At 55.2% G+C, this 26,463-nt stretch carries 27 protein-coding genes and 1 tRNA gene; 26 read left to right on the top strand and 2 right to left on the bottom strand.

Features of this window, described 5'->3' with window-relative positions:
- Nucleotides 1-75 precede the first annotated feature (75 nt).
- Nucleotides 76-705: a hypothetical protein gene (locus tag ACO5Z0_RS08595; protein WP_442672348.1), complete on the top strand. Its 630-nt coding sequence runs from the start codon at nt 76-78 to the stop codon at nt 703-705.
- 65 nt (nt 706-770) lie between these two features.
- On the opposite strand, the gene ACO5Z0_RS08590 is transcribed toward ACO5Z0_RS08595, so the two are convergent.
- Nucleotides 771-2,906: an EAL domain-containing protein gene (locus tag ACO5Z0_RS08590; protein WP_485649953.1), complete on the bottom strand. Its 2,136-nt coding sequence runs from the start codon at nt 2,904-2,906 to the stop codon at nt 771-773.
- Nucleotides 2,907-3,162: 256 nt separating this feature from the next.
- Between ACO5Z0_RS08590 and ACO5Z0_RS08585 the strand changes: the two genes are divergently transcribed.
- From ACO5Z0_RS08585 to ACO5Z0_RS08510, 16 genes are all read left to right on the top strand, one after another.
- Entirely contained in the window at nt 3,163-3,423 is a 261-nt protein-coding gene (locus tag ACO5Z0_RS08585) for a hypothetical protein (protein ID WP_485649952.1), read from the top strand.
- Entirely contained in the window at nt 3,365-4,141 is a 777-nt protein-coding gene (gene uppS / locus ACO5Z0_RS08580) for an undecaprenyl pyrophosphate synthase (protein ID WP_485649951.1), read from the top strand. Before ACO5Z0_RS08585 ends, uppS begins: the two co-directional genes overlap by 59 nt.
- Before the next feature lie 31 nt (nt 4,142-4,172).
- Nucleotides 4,173-5,003: a phosphatidate cytidylyltransferase gene (locus ACO5Z0_RS08575; protein ID WP_485649950.1), complete on the top strand. Its 831-nt coding sequence runs from the start codon at nt 4,173-4,175 to the stop codon at nt 5,001-5,003.
- Between the two features lie 3 nt (nt 5,004-5,006).
- Nucleotides 5,007-6,164: a 1-deoxy-D-xylulose-5-phosphate reductoisomerase gene (locus tag ACO5Z0_RS08570; RefSeq protein WP_485649949.1), complete on the top strand. Its 1,158-nt coding sequence runs from the start codon at nt 5,007-5,009 to the stop codon at nt 6,162-6,164.
- Nucleotide 6,165: 1 nt separating this feature from the next.
- Nucleotides 6,166-7,203 (top strand): RIP metalloprotease RseP, encoded by a 1,038-nt coding sequence (gene rseP / locus ACO5Z0_RS08565; RefSeq protein ID WP_442672353.1) that lies wholly within the window; start codon nt 6,166-6,168, stop codon nt 7,201-7,203.
- A gap of 36 nt (nt 7,204-7,239) precedes the next feature.
- A complete protein-coding gene (gene ispG / locus ACO5Z0_RS08560; RefSeq protein WP_485649948.1) occupies nt 7,240-8,307 on the top strand; it encodes a flavodoxin-dependent (E)-4-hydroxy-3-methylbut-2-enyl-diphosphate synthase in 1,068 nt (355 codons plus the stop codon).
- Between the two features lie 76 nt (nt 8,308-8,383).
- Complete coding sequence (locus ACO5Z0_RS08555) at nt 8,384-10,090, top strand: proline--tRNA ligase (protein ID WP_485649947.1); 1,707 nt, start codon at nt 8,384-8,386, stop codon at nt 10,088-10,090.
- 54 nt (nt 10,091-10,144) lie between these two features.
- Nucleotides 10,145-10,366: a DUF5348 domain-containing protein gene (locus ACO5Z0_RS08550; RefSeq protein ID WP_442672356.1), complete on the top strand. Its 222-nt coding sequence runs from the start codon at nt 10,145-10,147 to the stop codon at nt 10,364-10,366.
- Nucleotides 10,367-10,381: 15 nt separating this feature from the next.
- Nucleotides 10,382-11,332: a patatin-like phospholipase family protein gene (locus tag ACO5Z0_RS08545; protein ID WP_485649946.1), complete on the top strand. Its 951-nt coding sequence runs from the start codon at nt 10,382-10,384 to the stop codon at nt 11,330-11,332.
- A gap of 76 nt (nt 11,333-11,408) precedes the next feature.
- Nucleotides 11,409-12,563, top strand: a complete 1,155-nt coding sequence (locus tag ACO5Z0_RS08540) for a cupin domain-containing protein (RefSeq protein WP_485649945.1) — start codon at nt 11,409-11,411, stop codon at nt 12,561-12,563.
- Entirely contained in the window at nt 12,520-13,002 is a 483-nt protein-coding gene (locus ACO5Z0_RS08535) for a hypothetical protein (RefSeq protein WP_485649944.1), read from the top strand. Before ACO5Z0_RS08540 ends, ACO5Z0_RS08535 begins: the two co-directional genes overlap by 44 nt.
- Nucleotides 13,003-13,051: 49 nt before the next feature.
- Nucleotides 13,052-13,495, top strand: a complete 444-nt coding sequence (locus tag ACO5Z0_RS08530; RefSeq protein ID WP_485649943.1) for a YwiB family protein — start codon at nt 13,052-13,054, stop codon at nt 13,493-13,495.
- A gap of 25 nt (nt 13,496-13,520) precedes the next feature.
- Complete coding sequence (argS, locus tag ACO5Z0_RS08525) at nt 13,521-15,176, top strand: arginine--tRNA ligase (RefSeq protein WP_485649942.1); 1,656 nt, start codon at nt 13,521-13,523, stop codon at nt 15,174-15,176.
- A gap of 32 nt (nt 15,177-15,208) precedes the next feature.
- A complete protein-coding gene (gene rpoE / locus ACO5Z0_RS08520; RefSeq protein ID WP_442672364.1) occupies nt 15,209-15,535 on the top strand; it encodes a DNA-directed RNA polymerase subunit delta in 327 nt (108 codons plus the stop codon).
- A gap of 26 nt (nt 15,536-15,561) precedes the next feature.
- Entirely contained in the window at nt 15,562-17,166 is a 1,605-nt protein-coding gene (pyrG, locus tag ACO5Z0_RS08515; RefSeq protein ID WP_442672362.1) for a CTP synthase, read from the top strand.
- Nucleotides 17,163-18,662: a protein O-GlcNAcase gene (locus tag ACO5Z0_RS08510; RefSeq protein WP_485649941.1), complete on the top strand. Its 1,500-nt coding sequence runs from the start codon at nt 17,163-17,165 to the stop codon at nt 18,660-18,662. Before pyrG ends, ACO5Z0_RS08510 begins: the two co-directional genes overlap by 4 nt.
- 88 nt (nt 18,663-18,750) lie before the next feature.
- Here ACO5Z0_RS08510 and ACO5Z0_RS08505 read toward each other — a convergent pair.
- A tRNA-Pro gene (locus ACO5Z0_RS08505) sits at nt 18,751-18,827 on the bottom strand.
- Nucleotides 18,828-19,262: 435 nt separating this feature from the next.
- Between ACO5Z0_RS08505 and ACO5Z0_RS08500 the strand changes: the two genes are divergently transcribed.
- From ACO5Z0_RS08500 to ACO5Z0_RS08460, 9 genes are all read left to right on the top strand, one after another.
- Nucleotides 19,263-20,246, top strand: a complete 984-nt coding sequence (locus ACO5Z0_RS08500; RefSeq protein WP_485649940.1) for a 5-bromo-4-chloroindolyl phosphate hydrolysis family protein — start codon at nt 19,263-19,265, stop codon at nt 20,244-20,246.
- A gap of 12 nt (nt 20,247-20,258) precedes the next feature.
- The gene (locus ACO5Z0_RS08495) at nt 20,259-21,413 is read left to right on the top strand and encodes a toxic anion resistance protein (protein WP_485649939.1); all 1,155 of its coding nucleotides are present in this window, start codon (nt 20,259-20,261) and stop codon (nt 21,411-21,413) included.
- A gap of 246 nt (nt 21,414-21,659) precedes the next feature.
- Entirely contained in the window at nt 21,660-22,151 is a 492-nt protein-coding gene (gene purE, locus ACO5Z0_RS08490; RefSeq protein ID WP_442676950.1) for a 5-(carboxyamino)imidazole ribonucleotide mutase, read from the top strand.
- A gap of 24 nt (nt 22,152-22,175) precedes the next feature.
- Nucleotides 22,176-22,889, top strand: a complete 714-nt coding sequence (gene purC, locus ACO5Z0_RS08485) for a phosphoribosylaminoimidazolesuccinocarboxamide synthase (RefSeq protein ID WP_485649938.1) — start codon at nt 22,176-22,178, stop codon at nt 22,887-22,889.
- Nucleotides 22,890-23,024: 135 nt separating this feature from the next.
- Nucleotides 23,025-24,077, top strand: coding sequence for a phosphoribosylformylglycinamidine cyclo-ligase (gene purM, locus ACO5Z0_RS08480; protein ID WP_485649937.1), 1,053 nt, complete (start codon nt 23,025-23,027; stop codon nt 24,075-24,077).
- Nucleotides 24,070-24,681 (top strand): phosphoribosylglycinamide formyltransferase, encoded by a 612-nt coding sequence (gene purN, locus ACO5Z0_RS08475; RefSeq protein ID WP_485649936.1) that lies wholly within the window; start codon nt 24,070-24,072, stop codon nt 24,679-24,681. The genes purM and purN overlap by 8 nt, the downstream gene beginning before the upstream one ends.
- A gap of 38 nt (nt 24,682-24,719) precedes the next feature.
- Entirely contained in the window at nt 24,720-25,313 is a 594-nt protein-coding gene (locus ACO5Z0_RS08470; RefSeq protein ID WP_265071240.1) for an IMP cyclohydrolase, read from the top strand.
- An 11-nt stretch (nt 25,314-25,324) separates the two neighbouring features.
- Entirely contained in the window at nt 25,325-25,603 is a 279-nt protein-coding gene (locus tag ACO5Z0_RS08465; RefSeq protein WP_442673993.1) for a chaperonin, read from the top strand.
- Complete coding sequence (locus ACO5Z0_RS08460) at nt 25,600-26,457, top strand: zeta toxin family protein (protein WP_485649935.1); 858 nt, start codon at nt 25,600-25,602, stop codon at nt 26,455-26,457. The genes ACO5Z0_RS08465 and ACO5Z0_RS08460 overlap by 4 nt, the downstream gene beginning before the upstream one ends.
- Nucleotides 26,458-26,463: the final 6 nt, after the last annotated feature.

Raw genomic sequence — 26,463 nt, 5'->3', positions numbered from 1 at the left:
GGAGTTTAAACCTTGATGAAGAATAAAAAAGATGTTGACAGCAGTGCTGAACGTAGAATTTAGGAGGCAGAAAACATGAAAAAATTCCTTGCTGCAGCGCTTTTTGCGTGTTCGCTCTTCTTGGCGGCGCCGCAGGCGCAGGCATATTCCGAGTTGGATTTTCTTGAGGGCAACTGGTATGACGACAACGGCAATCTCTTTGCCATCGTGCGTGACGGCAAGCTCAATACGTTTCGCATGAACATGATCACGATGGCGGGCAGCCCCGGCAACTTCGCCGCCGCCGTGCAGGTGGAAGAACCGAATGGCTTCCGCAACGTCCCCGTCGAATACTCCAATGCAGCGGCAGACAAAGCGGATAGAAACAACCCGTTTTTCCGCCCGACGGTGCAAATGAACGGTGTCAGCGTCCATAAGGAATGGTTCCAAGTGCCTGACGCCGCCTATGACTATCTTGATGGTCACTGGTACGACGCCGACAACAACCTTGTCGCGTTCTTTAGAAACGGCACGTTCAACACATATCCGATGACGTTTTTGAGCTTCTACGGTGTCGGCGGTCACTTCGACAGCATCTTCAAGATCAACGACCACGGCACGGAGAAATATTTCGCGCTGTCGCTACATCCGACGAACGCCGGCAAGCGCATCTCGATCCGTATGCTCGGCGTTGACGATTGGGCATACGACGCTCTGCATCAGTAAACAGGCAAAAGGAAACCGCACGGCGCGATTGACCGTGCGGTTTCTTTTTGCCTGTTTACTGTCTGTCAGCGATCGCTTTTCGACGGCTGTTCGAGTAAATTGAAAAAATCCGGAATCTCAAGCGGCCGATAGAAGTAGAAGCCTTGGATGTAGTCGCAGCCTGCTTCGAGGACGGTTTGAAGTTCCTGTTCCGTCTCTACGCCTTCGACGCAGACTTTTTTGCCGAATTTATGGCACGAGTAGACGATGCTTGAGATGAAGTCACTGCTGTTTTTTGAGTACGCCATCTCTTTCATGAGACTGCGGTCGAGCTTGACGATGTCGGACGGATGTTTCAGAAGAAGTTCGAGCGAGGAGTAGCCGGTGCCGAAATCGTCGAGTGCGAGACGGATGCCGAGATCGCGGCATGCCTCGATGAACTTCTGCAAGGTTGCGGGGCTTTCGTTGTAGTTTGTCTCCGTGAGTTCGGCGACGAGATTTTTGCCGTCCATCGCGTGACGTGCAAGGGTCTGGCGCATGAAGGGCAGAAATTCCGGGTCGAGTACCTGATAATAGCTGACGTTGAAGCTCAGGGAAAAGCGCGGGTTTATGCGGCGTATGCGCTTGGCGTGGATGACTGCCTGCTCGAAGATCCAACGGCCGACAGCGCGGATCTGCTGACTGCGCTCCAAGATGGGGATGAATACGCCCGGCGAGATGTTCGTACCATCATGCGACCAACGGCACAGGAGTTCACCGCTGACGATGCCGAAGCCATCGGCGGAGACCGCCGGCTGTATGACCGTGCGGAAGTTGGCGCAGCCGCGCTCGACATCTTCATTGATCGCGAGCAGAAAGCGGCTGAGATTTTTGCGCGTTTCAAGATTCTGCGGGGAGAAGATGATATAAGGTTCATCTTGCGCTTCCTTCGCGAGATCCAAGAGACTCAGCATATTGGCGATGATCTCATCCGACGCCGTATCGCTTGGTATGTCCTCCATGAGGGCGAGCGAAGAGGGCGTCTGTACGGCAAGCCCGTAGACGGCATAGAGGTTTCGCACGGTCAAGCTGATGAAGTCGAGGATCGTTTTTGGATCTTCATGGGTGCCCGGCGAAAGAATGGCAAGAAAGCGCAGACCATCAAGGCGATAGATCAGCAAATTGTCGCGGAACCGATTGGTAAGACCGGCTGCGATGTCCTTGAGGAGCGCGTCGGAATGACCTCTGCCGCGCAGTTCGTTGATTTCACGGAAATTGTTCAAGCGGAAACCGATGAGGGAAAGGGCGGGATGATCCTTCTGCAGCTCCTGCAATTTGAGTTCGGCGCCCTTTTCGCGAGCAAAGCCTGTGATAGGGTCGACGACGAAATCAATCGCCAGACGCGCGATGCTTCCGGAGAAGAACAGCGGCGTTTCATGTGTCGGATCCCACTTCAAGATGCCGCAGCAGCGAATCCAGAATTCATTTCCCGCATGATCGGTCACGCGATAGCGCAGATCGTGGATATCACGCTTGTTCTCGATGATGTCGGCGATGTCCGCGCGATAGGTTGCGAGATCGTTGGGGCGGCGTATGCACCTTTCCCATTCGCCGAGGAAATTTTTGACGATGTTGCTCTTAAAGGCGAAGGTTTCGCGCATCTGGTCGTTGATATAGAAGAGATTTGTCTGCATGTCGCCGAAGTAGATGTATTGATCTGCAAGCTCGATGGAATCGAGGAAGTTCGGGAAGTCAAAGAAATTCTCCCGCAAAAATACGGAAAGCAGCCCCTTGTCAGCGTCCGCGTCGATTTCTGATGCGGTGCCGCCCGTGCTGCGCAGGATGTCGCGCATACGCAAGATGCGCATGGCAAAGCGCCCGGCGAGATACAAGGCTGCCGTGATGTCGTGCGCGTTGTTCCAATCCGGCACATCGCAGGTGATGAATCCGGACGGCGCATCGTCACGAAAAAGCGGTACAGCGGAGAGGGTGTAAAGTCCGAGCGAAGCGAAGCAGCGACTGGCGAGAGGGTGCTTCTCGGCGAAAACCTGCGTGTCCTTGAAGAGGACGTGCCTGCCGTTCGTCAGCCTGCCGCTCGTCAAGGCGACAGCGGCGCGGACAAGATCATCCGCGGGTTGCCTGTACGGTGTCGTGTCCTTGGCGCTCCATGTGTAGGTAGGCGCGTAGCGTTCCCCTTTGTATTCAAAGACGATGATGCGATGCAGAGAAAAAATCTCGCCCATGTATTCGAATAGTGAAAGGATACCTTCATCAGATTCTTCCGTGTCGACGATTTTTTTCAGGAAAGCTGCAGAAAGATCGCTTTTCTCACAAAATTCATCAAGCCATTCCGAAACGGAGTCCATGATTCTTCCCAACCCCTTTATCAATGTCTATTTGGACGATATTATTATACATGAACTTTCCCCATTCGTCTATTGCTTATAGGAAAAAAGTTTTTGTTTATTGAAAAAATGTTTGGATTTTGTTTATAATTTTTTGCAGACGCTCGGCAAGATTTCGAAAGCTGTGTCAAGGTTGATGCCGATGACACAGGAAGGCGTGCGTAAGGAATGCGGGGATTCGCTCGGAAATGACACTCTTTTGTTTGGGAATATTTCGTGTTATAATGGCTTCATGAAGTTTTTGCGGCAAAATGTGAACGTCGTTGAAAAGCCGTTGGGCTTGTTAGGGGAGAACTATGTGGAAGAAGATTTTTGGCAAAGCGCCTTTGCCGAAAAACGAAGCGGCGCTTCTTGACATCGAGCGTTCGCGCCTGCCGCGCCATGTTGCTGTCATTATGGACGGCAACGGACGTTGGGCGAAAGGGCAGGGCTTTTTGCGCACGGTTGGTCATCGTGCAGGCGTTGATACGCTGCATGACATTTTGGATACGGCGATTGACCTGAAGCTTGAGGTGCTGACCGTTTATGCTTTTTCGACGGAGAACTGGAAGCGCCCACATGAAGAAGTCGATTTCCTTATGCGTCTTTTTTCGGAATATCTCGATAAAGAGGAGCGGGAAATGCACGAGAAAAACGTGCGCATCCGCTTCATCGGGCGCGTTGATGAGCTGACGCCCGAGCTGATTCAGCGTGTGCGTCATGCCGAAGCGTTAATGAAGGACAACACGGGAGTAAACTTCTGCGTTGCTGTCAATTACGGCGGACAGGATGAGATTTGCCGCACGGCGCAGGAACTGGCGAGAAAGGTGCAGGAGGGCGCGCTTTCTCCCGAGGAGATCACGTCGGAGTCTTTTGAAACGGCGCTCGATACGAAAGAACTGCCGCCCGTCGATCTCGTGATCCGCACGAGCGGCGATATGCGTCTGAGCAACTTCCTGCTTTGGCAGACGGCGTATGCGGAGTTCTGGTTCACGGAGACGAATTGGCCCGATTTCAAGCCCGCTTGCTTTTTGGAGGCGATCCGCGACTATGCGGGCCGCGAACGGCGCTTCGGCGGAATTAAGGGAAAATGAAGGGGATTGCCCCGTTAAAGAGGTGCGTGGTTTGCTTACAAGGATTATTACGGGCGTCGTCGGCATGGCTCTCGCTGCTTTCGTCATTATGCAGGGGGATTGGCTCTATGCCGTCTGCGCCATTTTGCTTTCGTTTGCCGCATGGTACGAGTATGTTTCGGCATTTGAGCATGTGGGAAAGCCTCTCGCAAGGCTCGTGGGGTTCGTCGTCATTTCTCTTTTCGGTACTGCCGCTTGGCTTTGGGGCAGTGCGTGGCTCGTCGCCATCGCGACGCTTGCCGTACTGTTGGTGTTTGCTGAGGCGGTTTTCCGTCATCGTCGTTTCGCTGTCGATCAGGTATGCTTTTCTCTTGCGGGTATTTTTTATGTCGGCTTTTGTTTTGCGCACCTCATTTTGCTGCGCTTTGCGGCGCAGGATGTCGTACTGGCGACGCCCGTCGGCGATATGACGCTTGGCTGCGCGTTCCTTTGGATCATGTTCCTCGGCACATGGTCGAGCGATACTTTCGCTTACTTTGCAGGCTCCTTTTTCGGCAGCCGCAGACTGTGTCCGGAGATCAGCCCGAAAAAGACGGTCGAGGGCTTTTTGGGGGGGCTTGTCGGGACGACGGCAGTCGTTGCGGCACTCGGCGGGGCGCTCGGATTTTCCGTGCCGCTGATGGCTTTTTTGGGCGGGCTTCTCGCATGTGCCGCGACGGTCGGCGATCTTGCAGAATCGCTCATCAAACGCTATGCGGGCGTCAAGGATTCGGGGCGCTTCTTTCCGGGACACGGCGGTGTTTTGGATCGGTTCGACAGTGTGATGTTCACGGCGCCCTTCGTTTATTATTTTATCCAAGTCGTTGGCTTGGCGGGAGTTTGAGATATGAAGAAACTTGCGATTTTGGGTTCGACCGGTTCGATCGGTCGTCAGACGGTCGATGTGGCGCTCGCGCACCCGGAACTTTTTTCTGTGTCCGTGCTTGCGGCGAACGCGAACGATGCGCTGATCGAAGAGCAGATTCGAGCGCTTTCTCCCGAGCTTGCCGTGCTCGCCGATGATGAGGCGGCGGCAAGGCTCAAGGCGCGATACGTTGGCAGGACGCGCATCGAGGGTGGACGCGAGGCTTTCGTCGCGGCGGCGGCATATCCGTCCGTCGATATTGTTGTCACGAGCATGATGGGATTCGCTGGTCTTGCACCGACGATGAAGGCGCTCGATGCGAAGAAGGACATCGCGCTCGCGAACAAGGAAACGCTTGTCGTCGCGGGTGAGCTTGTGATGGCGAAAGCGCGCGAGGTCGGCGCGGCGATCCTGCCGGTAGACAGCGAGCATTCAGCGCTTTTTCAGTGTTTGCAGGGCGAGAAGGCGCGGTGCGTCGAGCGTATCATCCTCACGGCTTCCGGCGGGCCTTTCCGCGGCAAGACGCGCGATGCGCTCGAAAAAGCGACGGTCAAGGAATGCCTTGCCCATCCGACGTGGCAGATGGGACAGAAGATCACGATTGATTCGGCAACGCTCGTCAATAAGGGGCTTGAGGTCATTGAGGCGCATTGGCTCTATGATGTATCTTACGATGCGATTGAAGTCGTCGTGCATCCCGAGAGCATCATTCATTCGATGGTCGGCTTCATGGACGGCGCCGTTATGGCGCAGATCGGTCCTGCCGACATGCGTCTGCCGATTCAGTACGCCCTGACGTATCCGACGCGTCAGCCGTCGAATTTCGAGCGGCTTGATTTTTCTAAGATCGCCGGACTTTCTTTTGAAAAACCCGACAGGGAGACGTTTCGCGGTCTTCCTCTCGCGTATGAGGCGGGGCGCGCAGGCGGTACGATGCCATGCGTCTTGAATGCTGCGAATGAAGTCGCTGTCGCAGCGTTTCTCAGAGGCAGGATTCGCTTCCTTGATATTTATGCGATCATCGAGAATACGATGGAAAAATGCGGTGTACGGAAGGCGCCGACGCTTGATGATCTCTTTGCCGTCGATGAGGAAGCTCGCCGCGTGGCGCAGGGCTTCTTGCAGCAAATAGGGGGTTGAGATGGTTTTAACGCTTTTTGCCGCTGTTTTTGTATTCGGCATCCTTGTTATCGTGCATGAACTTGGACATTTCGCTGCGGCGAAGCTCACGGATATGCGCGTGGACCGTTTTGCCATCGGCTTCGGTCCGAGAATATTCAAGTATAAGCGCGGTGAGACGGAGTATTCGCTGCGCGCTTTGCCGTTGGGCGGGTTCAACGATATCGCAGGCATGGATGCGGCGAGCAATATGGCAGGGGAGCGCGGCTACTGCGCGAAGTCTATACCTGCGCGAATGATCGTGATTCTTGCCGGTTCCTTTATGAATCTCATTTTGCCGATTTTTCTTTTTTTCGGCATTTTCTTTTTCGCGGGCGTTTCGACGCCTTCACCAGAGCCTGTGCTTGGTACTGTCGTGGCGGGGCATCCGGCAGCTGGCGCGGGGCTTCTCGCGGGCGACCGCATCGTAGCTATCGAGGGGACGCCGGTGACGTCGTGGCAGGATATTACATCTCTCATCAAGGATGCCGGCGGCAAGGTTTTGCGCGTCGAGTACGAGCGTGCGGGTGAACGACAGACGACGAGCGTCATTCCTGTCTACAACGCACAGGAAAAGCGTTCCCTCATCGGCATCAGCGCATCGGCTGTGACGCGTATGCCGGGCTTTTTTGAATCGGTCGAGCTTGCTTTCACGCGCACGGGAACGACGCTCATGATGATGCTTTCGATGCTCGGACAGATCTTCACGGGTGAACAGCAGGCAGATCTTGCAGGACCCATCGGCGTCGCACAGATCGCGGGCGAGGCGGCGCAGATCGGCATCGTGCCGCTTTTGAGTCTCACCGCGCTCTTGAGTCTCAATCTTGCGATCATCAACTTGTTCCCGATTCCGGCGCTCGACGGCGGTCACTTCTTGACGCTTGTCGTCGAAGCTGTGCGCGGCAAGCCGCTTTCCGGCAAGGCGATGCACTATGCGCAGATGTTTGGCATATCGCTGCTCGTACTTTTGATGCTCTATGCGACGAAGAACGACATCATGCGCATCTTTGTAGGCGGTTGAATGGTTTTTGCCGCCGAAGATAAAGAAGGGTAGATCATGCAGAGGAAAATCACACGGCAAATCCATATCGGCTCGGTCGCAGTCGGCGGCGGTGCGCCCGTCTCCGTGCAGTCGATGACGAATACAAAGACGCAGGATGCGGCGGCGACGGTTGCACAGATCGAAGCGCTCGCCGCTGCGGGCTGCGACATCGTGCGCATCGCCGTGCCCGATAAGGCTGCGGCGGCGAACATCGGTGTGATCAAGGCGCGTACGAAGGTGCCGCTCGTCGCCGATATCCATTTCGACTATCGCCTGGCGCTCAAAGCGATCGAGCAGGGAATCGATGCGCTCCGGCTCAATCCCGGCAATATCGGCGGTGCGGAGAATGTGCGTCGTGTCGCCGAAGCGGCGAAAGCGCACGGCATACCGATCCGCATCGGTGTCAATGCCGGCTCTTTGGATAAGCGTCTCTTGGAAAAACATGGCGGCGTCACGGCGGAGGCTCTCGTCGAGTCTGCCTTGGAACATGTGCGCCTCTTGGAAGAGCAGGATTTTCATGATATGAAGATTTCCCTCAAGGCGCACGACGTACCGCTGACGCTCGCAGCGTATCGATTGATGAGCGAGCGATGCGATTATCCGCTGCATCTCGGTATCACGGAAGCAGGTACGGTGCGCTCGGGCATCGTCAAGTCGGCGGTCGGTATCGGCGCGCTTCTTGCTGAAGGCATCGGCGACACGCTGCGCGTTTCTTTGACGGGCGATCCTGTCGTCGAGGTGCGCGTCGCGCGTGAGATCTTGAAGGCTTTGGGGCTGCGCGATTTCGGCCCTACTTTGATCTCCTGTCCGACATGCGGCAGGACGGCGATCGACCTTCCTTCGATAGCCGAGCGCGTGGAGGAGAGACTCAGCGGCATCGCGCAGCCGATACATGTCGCAGTCATGGGCTGCGTCGTCAACGGTCCGGGCGAAGCGCGCGGCGCCGACGTTGGCATTGCGGGCGGCAAGGGCGTAGGACTTGTCTTTCGAAGGGGCGAAGTCGTGCGTCAGGTCAAGGAAGAAAATCTCGTCGAGGAGCTGTTTTGTGAAATCGACAGCATCTTGGCAGAACAGGAAAATTGAGAAAACGAGCCTGTTTTGAGCGTAGGCTTGTCGGTATAGAGCAGGGCATCGCGCCCAAATGAGGAGGAGCTTTTCATTGCTTACATCGAAATTATACGCACCGACGTTGCGCGAAGTGCCGTCTGACGCTGAGATCACGAGCCATCGGCTCATGCTGCGCGCGGGAATGATCCGCAAGGCAGCGGGCGGTGTTTATACATATTTGCCTCTTGCATGGCGTACGATCAGGAAAATCGAGCAGATCATCCGCGAGGAAATGGACGCGGCGGGCGGACAGGAGCTTTGTATGCCGATCATGCAGCCGGCGGAGATATGGCAGGAGTCGGGACGTTGGAGTGTTTTTGGCTCGGAGATGTTTCGCTTGAAGGACTGTCATGGTCGCGAGTTCTGCCTTGGTCCGACGCATGAGGAGATGATTACGACGCTTGTGCGCGATGAGGTGCGTTCTTACAAACAGTTGCCGCTCCTCTTGTATCAGATCCAGAACAAGTATCGCGATGAGATTCGCCCGCGTTTCGGATTGATGCGCAGCCGCGAATTTATCATGAAGGATCTCTATTCCTTTGACAAGGACGAGGCGGGCGCCGATCTTTCCTACAAGAAAATGTACGACGCCTATACGAATGTATTCACGCGCTGTGGCTTGAAGTTCCGTCCTGTAGAGGCGGACTCGGGCGCGATCGGCGGCAATCATACGCACGAGTTCACGGTGCTCGCCGCCGCGGGCGAGTCGGAGATCGCCTGCTGCACGTCATGTGATTACGCCGCGAACGTGGAAAAGGCGGAGCTTCTTCCCATCGACACGCCGGAAGAAGAGCCGTTGCCTTTGAAGAAAGCCGCAACGCCTGCTTGCAAGACCATCGAACTTGTGGCTGATTTTCTGCACGCACCGCTCGAAAGGACGATCAAGGCGGTTGCTTTTCAGGATGAAAATGATGCGCTCGTGCTCGCTTTCGTGCGCGGCGATCACGAAGTCAACGATGTGAAGCTGCAGAACACCGTCGGCGCGACGGAGCTTCGCATGGCGGCTGAGGCGGCGATTGAAGCGGCAGGCGGCGTTGCAGGTTTCATGAGTCCCATCGGCATTAAAAAGGGCACGAAGATCGTCGTTGACAGCACGGTCATGAACATGAAGAACGCTATCGCGGGTGCGAATGAAGTCGATGTGCATTATACGGGCGTGAATCCTGTGCGCGACTTTGCCGACGTCATCGTCCGAGACATCCGCCTCATGACGGCGGATGATCCTTGCCCGCACTGCGGAGCGCCCGTCAAGATCACGCGCGGCATTGAGGCGGGGCAGGTCTTTAAGCTCGGTACGAAGTACAGCGAGGCGCTCGGCGCGACGTTCCTCGATGAAAATGGCAAGGAAAAGGCGCTCTTCATGGGCTGCTACGGCATCGGCGTCGGCAGGACGATGGCGGCTGCCATCGAGCAGCACAACGATGCGCACGGCATTATATGGCCGCGTTCTATTGCGCCGTACGAAGTCGTCATCGTTCCCGTCAACGCAAAGACGCCCGAGCAAATGACGCTCGCTGAAAAGATCTATAAGGAGCTTCGTTCGGCAGGCATTGACGTTATTCTTGACGACCGCAAGGATCGTGCGGGTGTGAAGTTCAAAGACGCTGATCTTATCGGCTATCCGCTGCGCATTACGGTCGGTCCGAAGGCTTTGGAAGAGGGAAAAATCGAGCTTAAGGTGCGCCGTTCGGGCGAGAGTGTTGACTGCACGCAGGAAGAGTATTTGAGAAAGGTGCAGGAGCTTTTGAAAGAGCTTTGATTTTACTGAGGTGCATGGGGCAGAACAGCTCGCTGAGAAAGGGGAAGGAACATCATGGAAGGGGAAATCCTTTGGAAGAAGGATCACTATGTCATACGTTACTTCGAGGGCGGCAATGAGCATTTGCAGCCGCTTGCTTTGGGCGATGAGATCGAAGTTTTCGTCAACGCCGCATGGAAAAAGGTAAAGGTGGAGGAAAAGAACGGTGAACCTGTTCTCGTCGGCGTCGGCTACGGCGACGGCATCGGCTGCCAGGCGCGTTTTGAAAAGAAGTAGCCGGAGGCGATAAGCATGGAGAAAATTGGCATAGTTTTTGCCGGCGGCAACGGCAACAGCGCTTATCAAATGGGCGCATGGAAAGCGCTGCGCAGCTATGAGCTTGAGACTGCCGTGAGCGTCGTCTCGGGGACGTCTTTTGGCGCCCTGAATGCCATGATGTTTGCGGCCGACGGCTATGGACATGCGGAAGCGATGTGGCAGAATGCCGCAAAGCTCAAGATTTCGAATGTGCCGATCACGAAGCTCAAGGAAATTTACGACATTCTTTTGACAAGCGGGCTTTCCGGCGTGTCGTTTGAACAGTTCCTCGCGCTCTTTGGTCACGGTCTTTTTGACGAAAAAAGTTTTTCTGAATTTCTGACCGAGCATTTGGAACTCTCGAAGGTGCGCGAAACGATTGAGCATATCTTCATCGGTACGACGAAATTTCCTGAGTTCGAGCCGAGCTATTATGATCTCCTTCGCTATCCAGAAAAGATGCGGCGCGTTCTTTTGACAGCGGCGAACGCGCTGCCGATTCTTTATTCGCAGCTGCGTTTTTCGAGCGGCGTTGTGCTCTGGGAAGGCAGTTTTACGGATCTTTCGCCGCTTCTTCCCGTCTATGAAGCTGGCGTACGCCTGATCTTCGTGCTTCATTTATCGCAAAGAAGTTCTGTGCAGAAGAGCCTTTATCCCGATGCGAAGATTTATGAACTTTTCCCGCGACCAGATTTTTCCGACCGACCGGGCTGCGTCGATTTCACGCGTCTCGCTGTTGAAAAACGCATGAAAGAGGGCTACGGCGATATGGTGGACTTGATTCAAAAGCTTACGAAAGAGGGGATCGTAAGCTGCCCTATCGGCGATAAGCTCAAGGAGGTCAAGGCGAAGGAAGGAGACTTTTTGAAGCAGGCGAAGCGGGCGGAGGATCGGGAAGCGGATAGAAAGCGCGGCGAGATCGTGGATCTTTTGACGGAGAAGTGAAGGATAGATGCGCCTTTTTACGGTTCGCCTGCCGCATGTATGCCTGGTTTAGAATACTTTTGCGAGGGGGTTGCGCATGAGATACGAAAGGACTGCAGAGTGGTTCATGGCGGCAATTCTGGCGGCATTGTCGTGGACTTCGGCAGTTTCTGCTGAGAGTATGGAATCGGCTGGCAATGCCGTCGCTGCGAAGCCGCCTGCTGCTCAAAACGCCGGAACTGGTACGAATGCCGCCGGAACGGCGATGGATGAGGCTGCATGGGAAGCGGCGCTCGCGGCCGGTGCGGCGGTGAGCGCTGTACATGGGACAGTGCCGCAGGAGACGACGGCTGCACCACAGGAGGAAGCTTCAACCGCCGTGAGCAGTGAAAGCGGCGCAGCCGCCGCCGCACCGCAGCCGGATGCCGCAGCGGCTGCAGCGCCATCACAACCGATGCAAGAGATGCAGCCGACACAGGAAATACAGCCGGCACAGGAGCTGAAAGCTGCGCAGGAAGTGCATACGGTACAGGAAGCACAGTCCAAACAGGCAGAAACACAAGCCGAAAATGCAGCGCTTATGCCAAATGCAGCGTCGCGCATCAAAGAACTCATGCAGAAGTTTCGGCTTTCAGGCGATCCGAAGAGCGGCGCCTACAGCTGGATATATACCTCGCCGACTTGGACAGCGGAAGCCGTCAGCCGCCCTGCTGCGGGCAGCAGCTACTTCCTGCTTGCAGGAGCAGAGAGTCTGCGGTTTCAATCCCTCGACTGCGATGAGGTATGGTATTTCCATGAAGGCTGCGGTATGAAGATGACCATACTTCTCGCCGACGGTACGGTGCGCACCTTTGAATTGGGCGTACAGGGGCAGGCGATGCCGATGATTCTGCTTCCCAAGGGACAGATTTTTGCGGCGGAAAATATCGTTCCCACAGGCTATAGTTTCATCAGCTGCATGACGGTTCCCGCTCTGGCGACGACGGGGATTCGCGTCTGGCAGCGTGAGGAGCTTTTGCTGCGCTATCCGCAGGCGAAGGATCTGATCGAGCGCTACACCGATGCGCCGCTCGTGCAGGGGACTGTATCCAATGGTGCGAGCGACGCGGGCATGGCGGCGAACGGAACGCAGTCATATCCGCCGGACGAAGCAGCGGCAAAGACGCTGCCGCAGATAAATGCAGCGGCGCAAACAGGGGGCGAGGTTCATGGCCGAAATGGCGCATATAAAGACTTTGGAGAAGATTCGTGAGGATTGCTATAAAAGTGTCAAACGGTATGCCGTCCTGGGGGCGGCGAATGCGATCAACCCGATTCCCGGAATTGACATCGGTGTTGACGCGGGGCTTTGTCTGCGCATGATGGCGGATATGCGAAGCCGCTTCGGACTTTCCAAAGAAGCGGAAGGCAAGCTGCGTCGCTACGACATTCTCGTGCCGCTCGTGAAGAAGGTGTTTGATTATGCCACGAAAGAGGGCGTGATGATTCTTTTGAAGAGCTTTGGCAAGCGCTATCTCGGCAAAACGACGGCGAAGTATGTGCCTTTTCTGGGGCAGGGAATCGCCGCAGCGGCGGGTTATGGCATGATGCGATGGTTTGCAAGGCGGTATATTGATGATTGCTATGAACTCGCCTGTTTAGCGTATGACAACGATATTACGATTACCGTGGATGCGAAAGTCGTATCTTAGCCACATGGAAAGATTCATTCATCAACCATCAGAAAAAAGGGGCGACGGCGTGAATAAGGTGATCGTGAAAGTCACAGGCGAGCAGACGGATGCAGCGGGAGATGTCAGCCGCATAGAGATGACGGCTCTGGGTGAACATTATTTCCGTAATGGCAAGCATTATATCATCTATGAGGACACTTCACTTGCCAAGGGGGCGCCGGCGTCAACGATGCTCAAGGTCGCGTCGGATTCTCTGACGCTGACGAGACGCGGCGCCGTGGAGCAAGAGCAGCATTTCTCGCCGCAGTCTGAGAGCCGCAGCCGCTATCAGACGCCCTTCGGCGATCTCGATCTCTGCGTTGCGACGCAGCGTCTTGACATCGCTTACGGATCTGTTTCGGGCAGCATTGATGTCGCTTACGATATGCATATCAATGGCGAGTGGCAGTCGGCAAATGAACTGCACATCGAGGTTGAGGCGGATATATCGGAACGGCAGAAGCTGAATTAAGCCTTTTTGATTTAGGAGGATTTTTTTGGACATCAAAGAACAGTTGGGCGCGGCGATTCGGCAGGCGGCGGAACGGGCGATCGCTGACGGTGTATTTCCATCAGCCGAGCTTGCCGACATCCTGCTCGAAGTGCCGCCGGAGAAGAAATTCGGCGATTTCGCCACGAACTTTGCCATGCAGTCGGCGCGTGTTTTTCGCATGAATCCGCGAAAGATTGCTGAAGAGCTCATGGTGCGCATCGAAGGCGATTGGCTCGATCATGCGGAGATCGCAGGTCCTGGCTTCATCAATTTTTATCTCAAGGGCAATGTACTCTATGATCTGCTGCGTGCGATCTACGAGCGCGGAGAATTGTACTTCCATCTGCCGCAGAAAGATACGGCGCCCATCATGGTCGAGTATGTGAGCGCAAATCCGACGGGGCTTCTGCACGTCGGACATGGACGCGGCGCGGCGGTTGGCAGTGCGCTCGTCAATTTGCTGCGTGCGGCGGGCTATTCTGTCCACAGCGAATACTATATCAATGACGCAGGGCATCAGATCGACAACCTCGCGGCTTCAGTCAATGCGCGTTATCTGGAGCTTTTGGGAAAGGATGCGCCGTTCCCCGAGGACGGCTACCACGGCGCGGATATCATTGATACGGCAAAAGGCATTGTGGAAGCTGAGGGCGAACGCTACCTTTCGATGCCGGAAAGAGAGCGTCTTGCCGCCTTCAAGGAAATCGCGCTTAGAGAAAAGCTCGGGCGATTGAAGGAACATCTGGTATCGTTCAATGTGACGTTTGATGAGTGGTTCAGTGAGCGTACGCTGCATCCTCAGGCTGTGCATGATGCCTGTCAGGCGCTCAAGGAGAAAGGGAAGGCTTACGATAAGGACGGCGCTCTGTGGCTGCGCTCGACGGAATATGGCGATGACAAGGATCGCGTCGTCATACGCGACAATGGTGTGCCGACGTATCTTGCGGCGGACATCGCCTACCATCAAAACAAGTTCGAGCGCGGCTTCGGTCATCTCATCAATATATGGGGCGCCGATCACCACGGCTACGTCTGCCGTGTCAAGGCGGCGATGCAGGCGCTTGGCTATGATCCGACGCACTTGGAAGTTTTGCTCTTGCAGATGGTCAGCCTGTATCGAGGCGGCGAACTCGTGAAGATGTCGAAGCGCACGGGCGAAAGCGTGACGCTCGAAGAGCTTATCGAAGAAGTCGGCACGGATGCGGCGCGTTACTTCTTCCTCATGCGCTCATTGGACAGCCAGCTCGATTTCGATCTCGATCTTGCGAAGTCACATTCCAACGAGAATCCCGTCTACTATATTCAGTATGCGCACGCGCGAATCGCCAGCATCTTCCGGCAGGCGAAAGAGGCTGGGATCGCTGCAGACGATGCGCCGGATTTCTCGCGCCTTGTTGACGAGGCGGAAATCGCACTCATTAAGAAGATCGAAGAATACACGGAAGAGATCGAACGTGCGGCGAAAGAGCGCGCACCGCATCGCATCGCGCGCTTTGCTTATGATACGGCGGGGCTTTTTCACAGCTTTTACAATAAGTGCCGCATCGTGGGCGTGGAGCCTATGTTGTCGAGCGCTCGCTTGGCGCTCGTCACGGTGGCGGGAAATGTTTTGCGCCATGCGCTGGGAATTCTTGGCATTTCCGCGCCGGAGAAGATGTGACGGGGAAGCAGGAGGTTATGATTTTGGAAAATATGGAGTACGCGAATCGTTCGGAAACAGACGTGGCTCATGATATTTTGAGTGAAAAAAATGAAGCGATGTACTATAAGGAACTTGTCATGGAAGTTATCGACAAGAAGCGCAAGCCTGTACAGTCGCTTGCTCAGGCGATATCGGAAGTCTATACGCTGATCAATATGGACAGCCGCTTTCACTACGAGGGCGAGGGGAAATGGGGCTTGACGGAATGGAATCCGCCGGAAGTCAAGCGTACGCATACCACGCGTGCGGGCGCAGCAGCGGGCTCTAAGACTTCGCGCCGCCGTGAGAAATTATTGGAGGGCATACAAGAGGAGTAAGGCTTTCGTAAGATCAGGAGGAAAACATGGCAAAGTATATTTTTGTTACGGGCGGCGTCGTTTCATCTCTTGGCAAGGGTATCACGGCGGCTTCTTTGGGGCGGCTTTTGAAAAATCGCGGCATCAAAGTCACGATTCAGAAGTTTGATCCCTATATCAATATTGATCCCGGAACGATGAGCCCGTACCAGCACGGCGAGGTCTTTGTCACGGACGACGGCGCGGAGACGGATCTCGATCTAGGGCATTACGAGCGCTTTATCGACATCAGTCTCACCAAAAATTCCAATATCACGGCGGGCAAGGTATATAACAATGTTCTGACGAAGGAGCGCCGCGGCGACTATCTTGGCAAAACGGTGCAGGTCATTCCGCACATCACGAACGAGATCAAGCAGCGCGTCTATGATGTGGCGGCGGCGGACGGCGCCGATGTCGTTATTACAGAGATCGGCGGCACGGTCGGCGATATCGAGAGCCTGCCTTTCCTCGAAGCGATCCGCCAAGTCAAGAAAGAGGTTGGCCGCTACGACGTCCTTTACATCCATGTGACGCTTGTGCCGTACATCTCGGCGGCGGGCGAGCTCAAGACGAAGCCGACGCAGCACAGCGTCAAAGAGCTGCGCGGCATCGGCATTCAGCCGGACATTCTCGTATGCCGTGCGGAAAAGGCGATATCAAGCGATATGAAGGAAAAGCTCGCGCTTTTCTGCGATGTGGATAAGAACGCCGTCATTGAAAATCTCACGGCGCCGACGATCTACGAAGTGCCTTTAATGATGGCGAAGGAAGGACTCGACAAGATCGTATTGGAAAAGCTCCACATGGACTACAGTCCGGCGAATATGGAAGAGTGGGAGAAGATGGTCTTTAAGATCAAGCATCCTGCGAAGAAGGTCAAGGTCGCTATTGTCGGCAAGTATGTGGATCTGCCCGACGCTTACATGTCGGTGACGGAGGCTCTGCACCATGCGGGAATTGCGAACGATACAGATGTCAAGATCGCTTGGGTCAATTCGGAGGCGATCGAGGCGGCGGACGTTGATCTCAGTGAAGTATTTGCAGGGTGCAAAGGCGTACTCGTACCGGGCGGCTTCGGTGACCGCGGTGTTGAGGGCAAGATTCGCGCTGTGCAGTATGCGCGGGAGAACGGCATCCCGTTCCTCGGTCTTTGCCTTGGTATGCAGTGCGCCGTCATCGAGTTTGCGCGTCACGTCTGCGGCATGACGGACGCACACTCGACGGAGTTTAACCACGAGACGAAGCATCCCGTCATCGATCTCATGCTTTCCCAGAAGGACGTTGAGGACAAGGGCGGAACGATGCGTCTGGGCGCTTATCCATGCAGTCTCAAGGACGGTTCCAAGAGTCTCGCAGCGTATGGCGCCAAGGAGATCAGTGAGCGTCATCGCCATCGCTACGAGTTCAACAACGATTTTCGTGCCGACCTTGAGCGTGCAGGTCTTGCCGTCGCGGGGACTCTGCCCGATGACAGCCTCGTTGAGATCGTCGAGGTCAAGGATCATCCGTGGTTTGTCGGCTCGCAGTTTCATCCCGAGCTAAAATCGCGTCCGAATCATCCGCATCCGTTGTTCCGCGATTTCGTCAAAGCGGCTCTTGAGGTAAAATGAAAAAACTTTTGCAGCTGTTTTTGGCGGCGCTTTTTTTCAGCGCCGCCGTTTTTTCGGAAAATACCGCGGCTTTGGCGGCTGAACAAAGAGCGGAGTGCGGCATCGTCGAGGGCTTCTACGGCAGACCGTGGACGGAAGCCGAGCGGCGTACGATGCTGCATTTCATGGGGGCGCACGGCATGAGCCTCTATGTCTATGCGCCGAAGGACGATCCGTACCATCGCGAGAAGTGGCGCGAGCCGTATCCGCTGCAGGAAATGCTCGCATTGAAGCGTTTGGCTGCTGAAGCGCGCGCGGCGGGCGTCGAGATTGTTTTTGCCGTATCGCCGGGGATTGACCTGCGCTTTTCGGGCTGGGCAGGCGAAGCGGATTTTCAGATGCTGATGCGAAAATTGGAATCGGTGCATGTGCTGGGCATCCGTCGGTTTGCCGTATTTTTCGACGATATTGAGCATAAGGACGGCGCAGAGCAGGCACGTTTCCTTAATCGCGTGAATGAAGAAGTTTTGACGCGTCATCTTACGGAAAAACCGCTGCTTGTCGTGCCGACAGAGTATTTTTTGCGCGATATGAAAGACGGGAATCGAGCGAAAGCGTATACGCGCGAATTTGCCGCACGATTGGATAAGGACATCATCGTACTCTTCACGGGTGCGGAGGTTGTGCCTGAGGGCATCAGCGCTGAGGATATGGCGGATGCGGAACGTCTTTACGGGCGGTCGCTCGGTGTTTGGTGGAACTACCCGGTGACGGACTATCTGCCGGGGAAGCTCGCGCTTGGTCCCGTACAGGGGTTGGACGAGGTCACAGCACAGCGTGCGCCCGTATTTTTGATGAATCCGATGGAAAAGCCGTATCTGTCGCGTATCGCCTTGGCAACGGGCGCGGCATGGCTCTCGTCGCCGTCGTCGTATGATGCGGAAGCGGCGTGGCGCGAGGCGATTTATGCGCAATACGGCAGTCTGGCGGCGGATATGGAGCTGTTCGCACTCCACTCGCGGCGCATGGAGAAGAATTGGGCGCATACGGGCGCTCTTGATGCGCCTGCGCTCAAAGCGCAAATGGATGCATTTTGGCGAAAGGCGGAACACGGGGAACCTGCAAAAAAGGAAGCGGATGTTCTTGCGCACGAGTTTGCACGTTTAAAACAAGCCGCTAAGCATTTGGAGGAAAAATTGCCGCTTGAGATCTCTGCCGAATGTCTGCCTCAGATCAAGCTTCTTGCACGCTACGTGGAAGCTGGCGAAACGGTACTGGCGATGGAAAAGGTACGGCGCGAGGGAAGCGTCGCACAGGAGACGGCGCTTTACGAAAAAATTCGAGAGATTCCGACCGCAGGACAGGAAAAAGATGAGCCGCGCATCTCCGAGCAAGTGCTTGCCGACTTTATTGCAAAAGCGAAAATATGGCATGATAGGGGAAAGGAGATCGGAAGCGTACCTCTGTCGCATGACTTTGCAAAGCGAACGACGGCGGGGGCGGGATCCGTTCCATAAAGAAGAGCGGCTCACACAAAAAGTGTGCAGCCGCTCTTCTTTATGGAACACAAAAAAGCAGCCCTGCGGCTGCTTCCTTTAACAAAAATGGTCGGGATGACAGGATTCGAACCTGCGACCTCATCGTCCCGAACGATGCGCTCTACCAAGCTGAGCCACATCCCGACAACAATAGGTATTATACTATGAGGATTTCAGAAATGCAATAGGGAAAGAGAAAATTTTTACCATACTATGAAGCCCCAAGAGGTCAAGCCGCAGGCGCAGACCGATTGGCTAGGCTTCTGTAAGGGCGGCGCACAATGTCCACAAAGTGGACGTTTGTGCGTGTAGCTTACCATGAAACCCCAAGAGGTCAAGCCGCAGGCGCAGACCGATTGGCTAGGTTTCTGTAAGGGCGGCGCACAATGTCTACGAAGTAGACGTTTGTGCGCGTGGATTGTAAAGAAGGCGCTGATAAATACAGTTACCCAGATTTGCAAAGGGAAAACAGAAATGTGTTTTGGACAGAAGAAGTTCGTCTATGGAGCAGGATTTTTCATGGGCTTTGGGGAATAAGAACGAGAGAATGTAGAAAGGTGTTTTGGTGGAGGTGGATGAATGTTCTATCTCTTTTTCATTTTTTGTGTGTCCACTTTTGGGATTGGCGCTTGGCTTGGCTATGAGGGGAAAATCTGGGAAGCTGGCGTCATGCTTTTTCTGAGCGGATCTTCGCTTTTTTATGCGATAGGTCTGCGCGGCAAGAAGCAGCGGCTGCAGCTGAAAAAAGCGCGTCTGCAGAACTTGCCGGAGGCGCGTGCCAAGCTTTTTGCATCGAGTTTTTCCAAAGCGGTCAATGACTACGATGCGCTGCAAACGTTACGCCAAGAGATCAAGGATCGCGAGATGACGCAGGAACTCGTATCGCTGCAGCATGTCGCGGGCAATATGCTGCGCTACTTGGAGCGCAATCCTGAACGCATCGCAGCAGCGGAGGATTTCATCGAGATCTACCAGGAGAAGGCGGTCGTCATGCTGCGCCAGTATCTCGAACTTGAGGATACGCAGCTTGCTTCCGACGAGGTGGTGCAGGCGAAGGCGCGCGTCAAGGATATGCTTTTTTCGCTGCGTACAGCGTATGAGGCGGAGTTCGAGCGTGTTCTCAACTATCAGATTTTGGATCTCAATGCGGAGATTGAAGTTCTGCAGCATTCGATGAAGGGACAGGCGACGGGCAAGACGGACGCTCTATCCGCTGTGGATGATCAGCCGTTCGTACGTCGCGGCGGGGTGCGCTCGGTGTACGATACAGGTGCGGCGTCGGTTTTTTTGCAAAAGATATCGAGCCTCGCACGTGGTACGAGCGCTATACCGCAGGAACTTTACTGGCAGGTCGTACGCCGCAAGATCAAGGCGTCGCTTCTTGGCATATTTTTCGGCGGCTTCGGCGCGCATAAATTTTTTCTTGGCAAGAATTTTCAAGGCGTTGGCTATATTGCATTTCTCTGGACGGGGCTGCCGATTTTCGTCGGTTTCATCGAGGGGGTGCGTTGGCTCTTCATGCCTGTGGATGATTTTTATTTTTCTTATTGTGATGGGGAGTAAGGAGAGGGCGACATGGCGGAAATCAATCTGGAAGATCTTTTGAGCAAGCGTACGCAGCAGAACGTGGAAGCGGCGCCGGAGATCGAGCCGGAAAAGGAGCTTGCACGCATCGCGCAGGCGGTCGAGGAGCTGACGCCGACGGAGCGTGCTGAAGTAGAGAAAATCAAGGACGAACTCGACCTCACGGATTCAGCGGCGATCATCGACTTCGGCACGGCGGCGCAGAAGAATATTGCCGACTTCTCGGACAGTATCCTGAGTAATGTGCGGGCGAAGGACAGCGGCTACGTTGGCGATCTTCTGGGAGAGCTTTTGGCAAATGTCAAGGGATTCGAGCCGAAAACGGCAGACGGCGGCTTTTTGAAGAAGCTGCCGCTCGTCGGCTCCCTCGTCGGCAAGGCGGAGACGATGATGCAGGGCTATGAGAAGGTGTCCGTGCAGGTCGAGAAGGTCAAGACTTCCTTGCAGAAGGCGCGTATGCTCATGATGAAGGATGTCACGATGCTCGACGGTCTCTTTGCAAAGAATCTTGAGTACTTCAAGATGCTGGAGCTTTACATTCGCGCGGGCGAAGAGAAGATGCAGGAGATGCGCGAAGTCACGCTGCCAAAGCTGCGTGCGCAGGCCGCCGCGTCGAGCGATCCGATGGCGGCGCAGGTCGTCAGCGACTTCGAGAGTGCTGTCGAGCGTTTCGAGAAAAAGGTGCATGATCTCAAGATCAGCAAGACGATCTCGATTCAGACGGCTCCGCAGATTCGCCTCATACAGAACAACGACAAGGTTCTCATCGACCGTGTGCAGAGCGCGATCTATAACGCGATTCCTCTATGGAAGAATCAGATGGTCATAGCGCTCGGTCTTGCGAATCAGAAGAAGGTTCTTGAGATGCAGCACTCGGTCAATGAGATGACGAACGATCTTTTGAAGAAGAATGCAGAAATGCTCAAGGTCGGCACGATTGAGACGGCGAAGGAGAACGAGCGCAGCATCGTGGACATCGAGACGGTGCGCAAGGTGAACGACGACCTCGTGACGACGATCGAGGAGACGCTGAAAATCCAGCAGGAAGGCAGGGCGAAAAGGCGCGCGGCGGAAGCCGAGCTTGTCGAGCTGGAAGGCAGGCTCAAGAAAGCGCTCGAAAGTACGCTCGACGGACGAAGCGGTTAAGGAAGTACGGATATTGACAGTATTTCCTTTCATCTGCTATCATACAATTTGATTGGGCAAGTAAAGGAACCACTGATAAATTCAGCCGCCCATCTTCACACGTCTACGCTGTCCTCTCGTCGTCGACCAATCCTCGGCGTAGCACTGCTACGCCTGTGGTTTGTCTCCTAGAGAGAGCCAGCGCATCTGTGCAAATCTGGGCAACTTCATTTTATCAGCGTTTCCTAAAAAGGAGAGGGATCTTTCATGAAAGCAGCTCTTTTTATGGGAAGTGATTCGGACTGGCCGATCATGAAGCCGGCGGTGGAGCTTCTCAAGGAGTTCGGCGTCGAGGTCGACGTCATCGTGGCGTCAGCGCACCGCACGCCCGCGAAGGTGCATGAGTATGCCGAAAACGCGCGTGAAAACGGCGTCGGCGTCATCATTGCAGCGGCGGGGGCGGCGGCGCATTTGGCGGGCGTCATCGCGAGCTATACGACGCTTCCCGTCATCGGCGTGCCGATCAACGCGACGCCTTTGAACGGCCTCGACGCGCTCTTGAGCACGGTGCAGATGCCGTCGGGCATCCCCGTCGCGACGATGGCGGTCAACGGCGCGAAGAATGCGGCGGTCTTCGCCCTCGAAATCTTCGGTGCGCAAGACGCTGCTGTTGCAAAGCAGCTCGAAGGGTATCGCGAGAAGCTCCGGGAAGGCGTGGCGAAGAAGGCGGCGCGCGTCGCATCGCAGGTCAATCAGTAGGAATTCAACGGAGGACAGGAAATCATGAGCAAGAAGGTTCTGTACGAAGGCAAAGCAAAGATCATGTACGAAACGGAGAATCCCGACGAATTGCTCGTCTATTACAAGGACGATGCGACGGCAGGCAACGGCGCGAAGAAGGGCACGATCGTCGACAAGGGCGTCATGAACAACAAGATCACGTCATTTTTCTTTGACCTCCTGAAGAAGAACGGTATCGACCATCACTGCATCAGCATGCCGAGCGACCGTGAGATGATTGTCAAGAAGCTTGAGATCATTCCGCTTGAGGTCGTCGTGCGCAACATCGCGGCAGGCAGTCTTGCCGAGCGCCTCGGCCTTGAAGAAGGCACGAAGATGGCGATTCCCATCGTGGAGCTTTACTATAAGAGCGATGAGCTTGGCGATCCGATGATTAACCATTACCACATCAAGGCGATGGCGATGGCGACGGATGAGGAGATCCGTGAGATTGAGCGTCAGGCTTTGAAGGTCAACGAGATCATGATGGCGCATTTGAAGACGAAGAAGATTACGCTCGTCGATTTCAAGCTGGAATTCGGCAGGGACAAGAACGGCACGATCATTCTTGCCGACGAGATTTCGCCGGACAACTGCCGCTTCTGGGACAGCGATACGAACGAGAAGCTCGACAAGGACAGATTCCGGCGCGACCTCGGCAACGTGGAGGACGCTTACAAAGAGATCTTGCGCCGCCTGACGGGCGAGGAGAGATAATAGCCGGCAGCCCGCCGCCATTCTTTCGAATGGCGGTGGGTTTGTGTATTTCTTTGCGGTTTTTTGATTCATGCGAGATGTGCGCACAATGTGCAAAAGTGACATTTGTGCGGCGTCTTGTGTGGAGGAGGCAGAATGGAAAAGAAACTTACCTATCGTGATGCGGGCGTCGATATCGACGCAGGAAATGAATCTGTCAAGCTCATCAAGGACAGCGTGCGTGCGACGTACCGCCCCGAAGTGCTCGGCGATCTCGGCGGCTTCGGCGGTCTCTTTGCGCTGCAGGCAGCGAAGTACAGGGAGCCGGTGCTCGTTTCGGGCACGGACGGCGTGGGCACGAAGCTTCGGCTTGCCTTCATGCTCGACAAGCACGATACCGTGGGGCAGGACGCCGTCGCCATGTGCGTCAACGACATTCTCGTGCAGGGCGCAGAGCCGCTCTTCTTTCTCGACTACCTCGCCGTCGGCAAGCTCGTCCCCGAGCAGGTAGCCGCCGTCGTCAAGGGCGTCGCCGCCGCCTGCAAGGAGTCGGGATGTGCGCTCATCGGCGGCGAAACGGCGGAGATGGCGGGCTTCTATGCGGACGGCGAGTACGACATCGCGGGCTTTGCCGTCGGCGTCGTCGAGAAGTCGAAGATCATCACGAGCGAACGCGTCAAGGAGAGCGATGTGCTGCTCGCGCTGCCGTCCTCGGGCGTTCACTCGAACGGCTTCTCGCTCGTGCGCAAGATTTGCTTCGAGCATAAGGGCTTCACGGGGGCGGAAACCTTCCCCGAGCTTGAAAAGACGCTTGGCGAGGAGCTTCTGACGCCGACGCGGCTCTATCCGCGCGTGTGTCTGCCGCTCATCGAGAAGTTCGACATTCATGGCATGGTGCACATCACGGGCGGCGGCTTTTACGAAAATATCCCGCGCGCCCTGCCTGAGCATCTTGCGGCGGAAGTCGATGCTTCCGCCTGGCAGACGCCGCCGATCTTCCGCCTGTTGCAGGAGTGGGGCAATGTCGATGGACATGAGATGTACCGCACGTTCAACATGGGCATCGGCATGGTCATCATCGCCGCGCCCGAGGAGGCTGCGAAGATTCTCGTGCATCTTGAGACGGCGGGCGAGGAGGTCTACGAGATCGGCTGCGTCAAGAAGGGCGCACACGATGTGACGATCAAAGGCGGGGTTTTCGATGCGTAGGGAAGTGCTCGGCATCTTGTGCTCGGGGCGCGGCACGAACCTCGAATCCATCATCAAGGCGCAGAAGCAGGGCGAAATCCGCGCGGAGATCGCCGTCGTGCTGACAGACAAGCCCGAGGCGAAAGCCTTGGAGCGTGCGGCACAGGCGGGTATCACGCATCGTTGCGTCGATCGCAAAGCGTGTGCGACGCGCGAGGAGTTCGAGGAAAAGCTTGTCGCGGCGCTCGAAGAGGCGGGCGTGACGCTCGTTGTGCTCGCGGGCTTCATGCGCATCTTGAGTCCGTACTTCGTGCGCAAGTTCTGCGGGTGCATCCTGAACATCCATCCGTCGCTCCTGCCGTCTTTCGGCGGGGCGCACGCCCATCGCGACGTGCTCGCCTACGGCGTCAAGGTCTCGGGCTGCACGATTCACTTTGTCGACGAGGGCATGGACTCGGGGCCGATCATTTTGCAGGCGGCTGTGCCTGTCATGGATGACGATACGGAAGATACGCTTGCCGCGCGGGTGCTGGAGCAGGAACATATCCTCTATCCGCGCGCCATCGCGCTCTATGTGGATGGGCGGCTCAAGGTGGAAGGCCGCCATGTGACGATTTTGGAATAAGCTATTTGTTTGTTGTAGACGAAAGGTGGAGGTTGACCATGAAAATCAAGCGTGCTCTCATCAGTGTATCGGACAAAACGGGCGTCGTCGAGTTCGCACGCAAGCTGCATGATGCCGGCGTCGAGATCGTCTCGACGGGCGGCACGATGAAGGCGATCCGCGATGCGGGCATCCCCGTGCTCTACGTCAGCGACGTCACGGGCTTCCCCGAGATCATGGACGGCAGGGTCAAGACACTCAATCCCTACATCCACGGCGGCATCCTCGCCGTGCGCGACGATCCCAAGCACGCACAGCAGATGAAAGAGCACAAGATCACGCCGATCGATCTCGTTGTCGTCAACCTCTATCCATTCGACGCGACCGTGGCGAAACCAAATGTGACGCTTGCCGAGGTGATTGAGAACATCGACATCGGCGGCCCCGCGATGATTCGCGCCGCCGCGAAGAACTTCAAGTTCGTTGCTGTCGTGACGAATCCCTCGCACTACGACGAGGTCGCTGAAATGATCCAAAAGGACGGCTGCGTGCGCGGCATGAAGCGCATGGAACTCGCTCGCGAGGCGTTCCGTCATACGTCGGTCTACGACGAACACATCGCCGCATATCTTTCGGAGCAAATTGAGAAATAGGAGCAACGAGCATGGAATTGAAATTTACAGGATATGACAGATGGGATCTCTCTGTCAGAAAAGAAGTCCTGTATGAATTTGCCTGGTCGCTGCAGTCGGCGATCGAACGTGCTTGCTCTGAACAGGAGCGTGAAACGAAATATCCCTTTCTAAACGCTTTATACGAACGCTCGATCAAGGATGCCGGACGTTTATTGGTTACAGATGATCCGATCGAAGTCCTTAATATCGAAGGGCGCTTAGATCATTTACAGACCATGCTCCCGCTGCTGAAGGATTTGAAACGATGAAATACGGTTTCACGAAAGCAGATGTTGAAGAAGCAACGGAACGCGTGCTCAAGCGTATCATGAAACAGCAAGATATATATTCTCCGGTGGCGCAGCCGATACTCTATCTGTTGGGCGGTCAGCCCGGTGCAGGAAAAAGCACCATCAGTGACCGGCTGCTCAAAGAAAATCCCAATGCCATTTTCATCAATCCGGATACATACCGTGAACTCCATCCGCAGTATGAAGTGATCAAGGCTGAATTACAAACGGATGCGGTGCAGGTGACTGTTGAATTTTCCAGCGCAGTTACCGAACAAGTTCGTCGAGTATTGTCCGATCAAAAGTACAATCTCATTGTGGAAGGTACCTTTCGAACATTGGAAACACCGCTGAGAATTGCAAAAGAGCTCAAAGCGAAAGGATATATCGCTGAACTCCACGCGATTGCCGTTCCTAAAGATATAAGCTATGTCGGTACTCTTGATCGCTATTTCGTAGGAAAAAGCAAGGGAACCGGGCGTGCCGTCGATAAGCGGCATCACGATCTCGTCGTAGAAAAACTGCCGATCCACCTAAAAGCGCTTGCGGAGAGCGGAATGTTTCAGGTGATGCGCTTACATACACGCGAGAAGGAAATTTTTTCAACCGCCTGTGATGCAGAAGGCTTTGTGAAGCAATTCCAACGTGAGGTGGGGCGTTGCCTTGACTTTGAGCAGGAGAAAAAATTATCCAGACGCATTGACTTCGTCAATCAGGCGTTGATGCGCGAAGAGCACAAGGGAATTGTCATGATCGCCGGAACGCCCATAGCAGAAATTCGCAAGGAACTGCAAGCGATTTTAATAATCAGAAACATCAGCATGGAACGATAAGGAGCA

It is taken from the genome of Selenomonas sp., from assembly GCF_057272215.1.
This window is presented reverse-complemented; position numbering and strand designations above follow the sequence as displayed.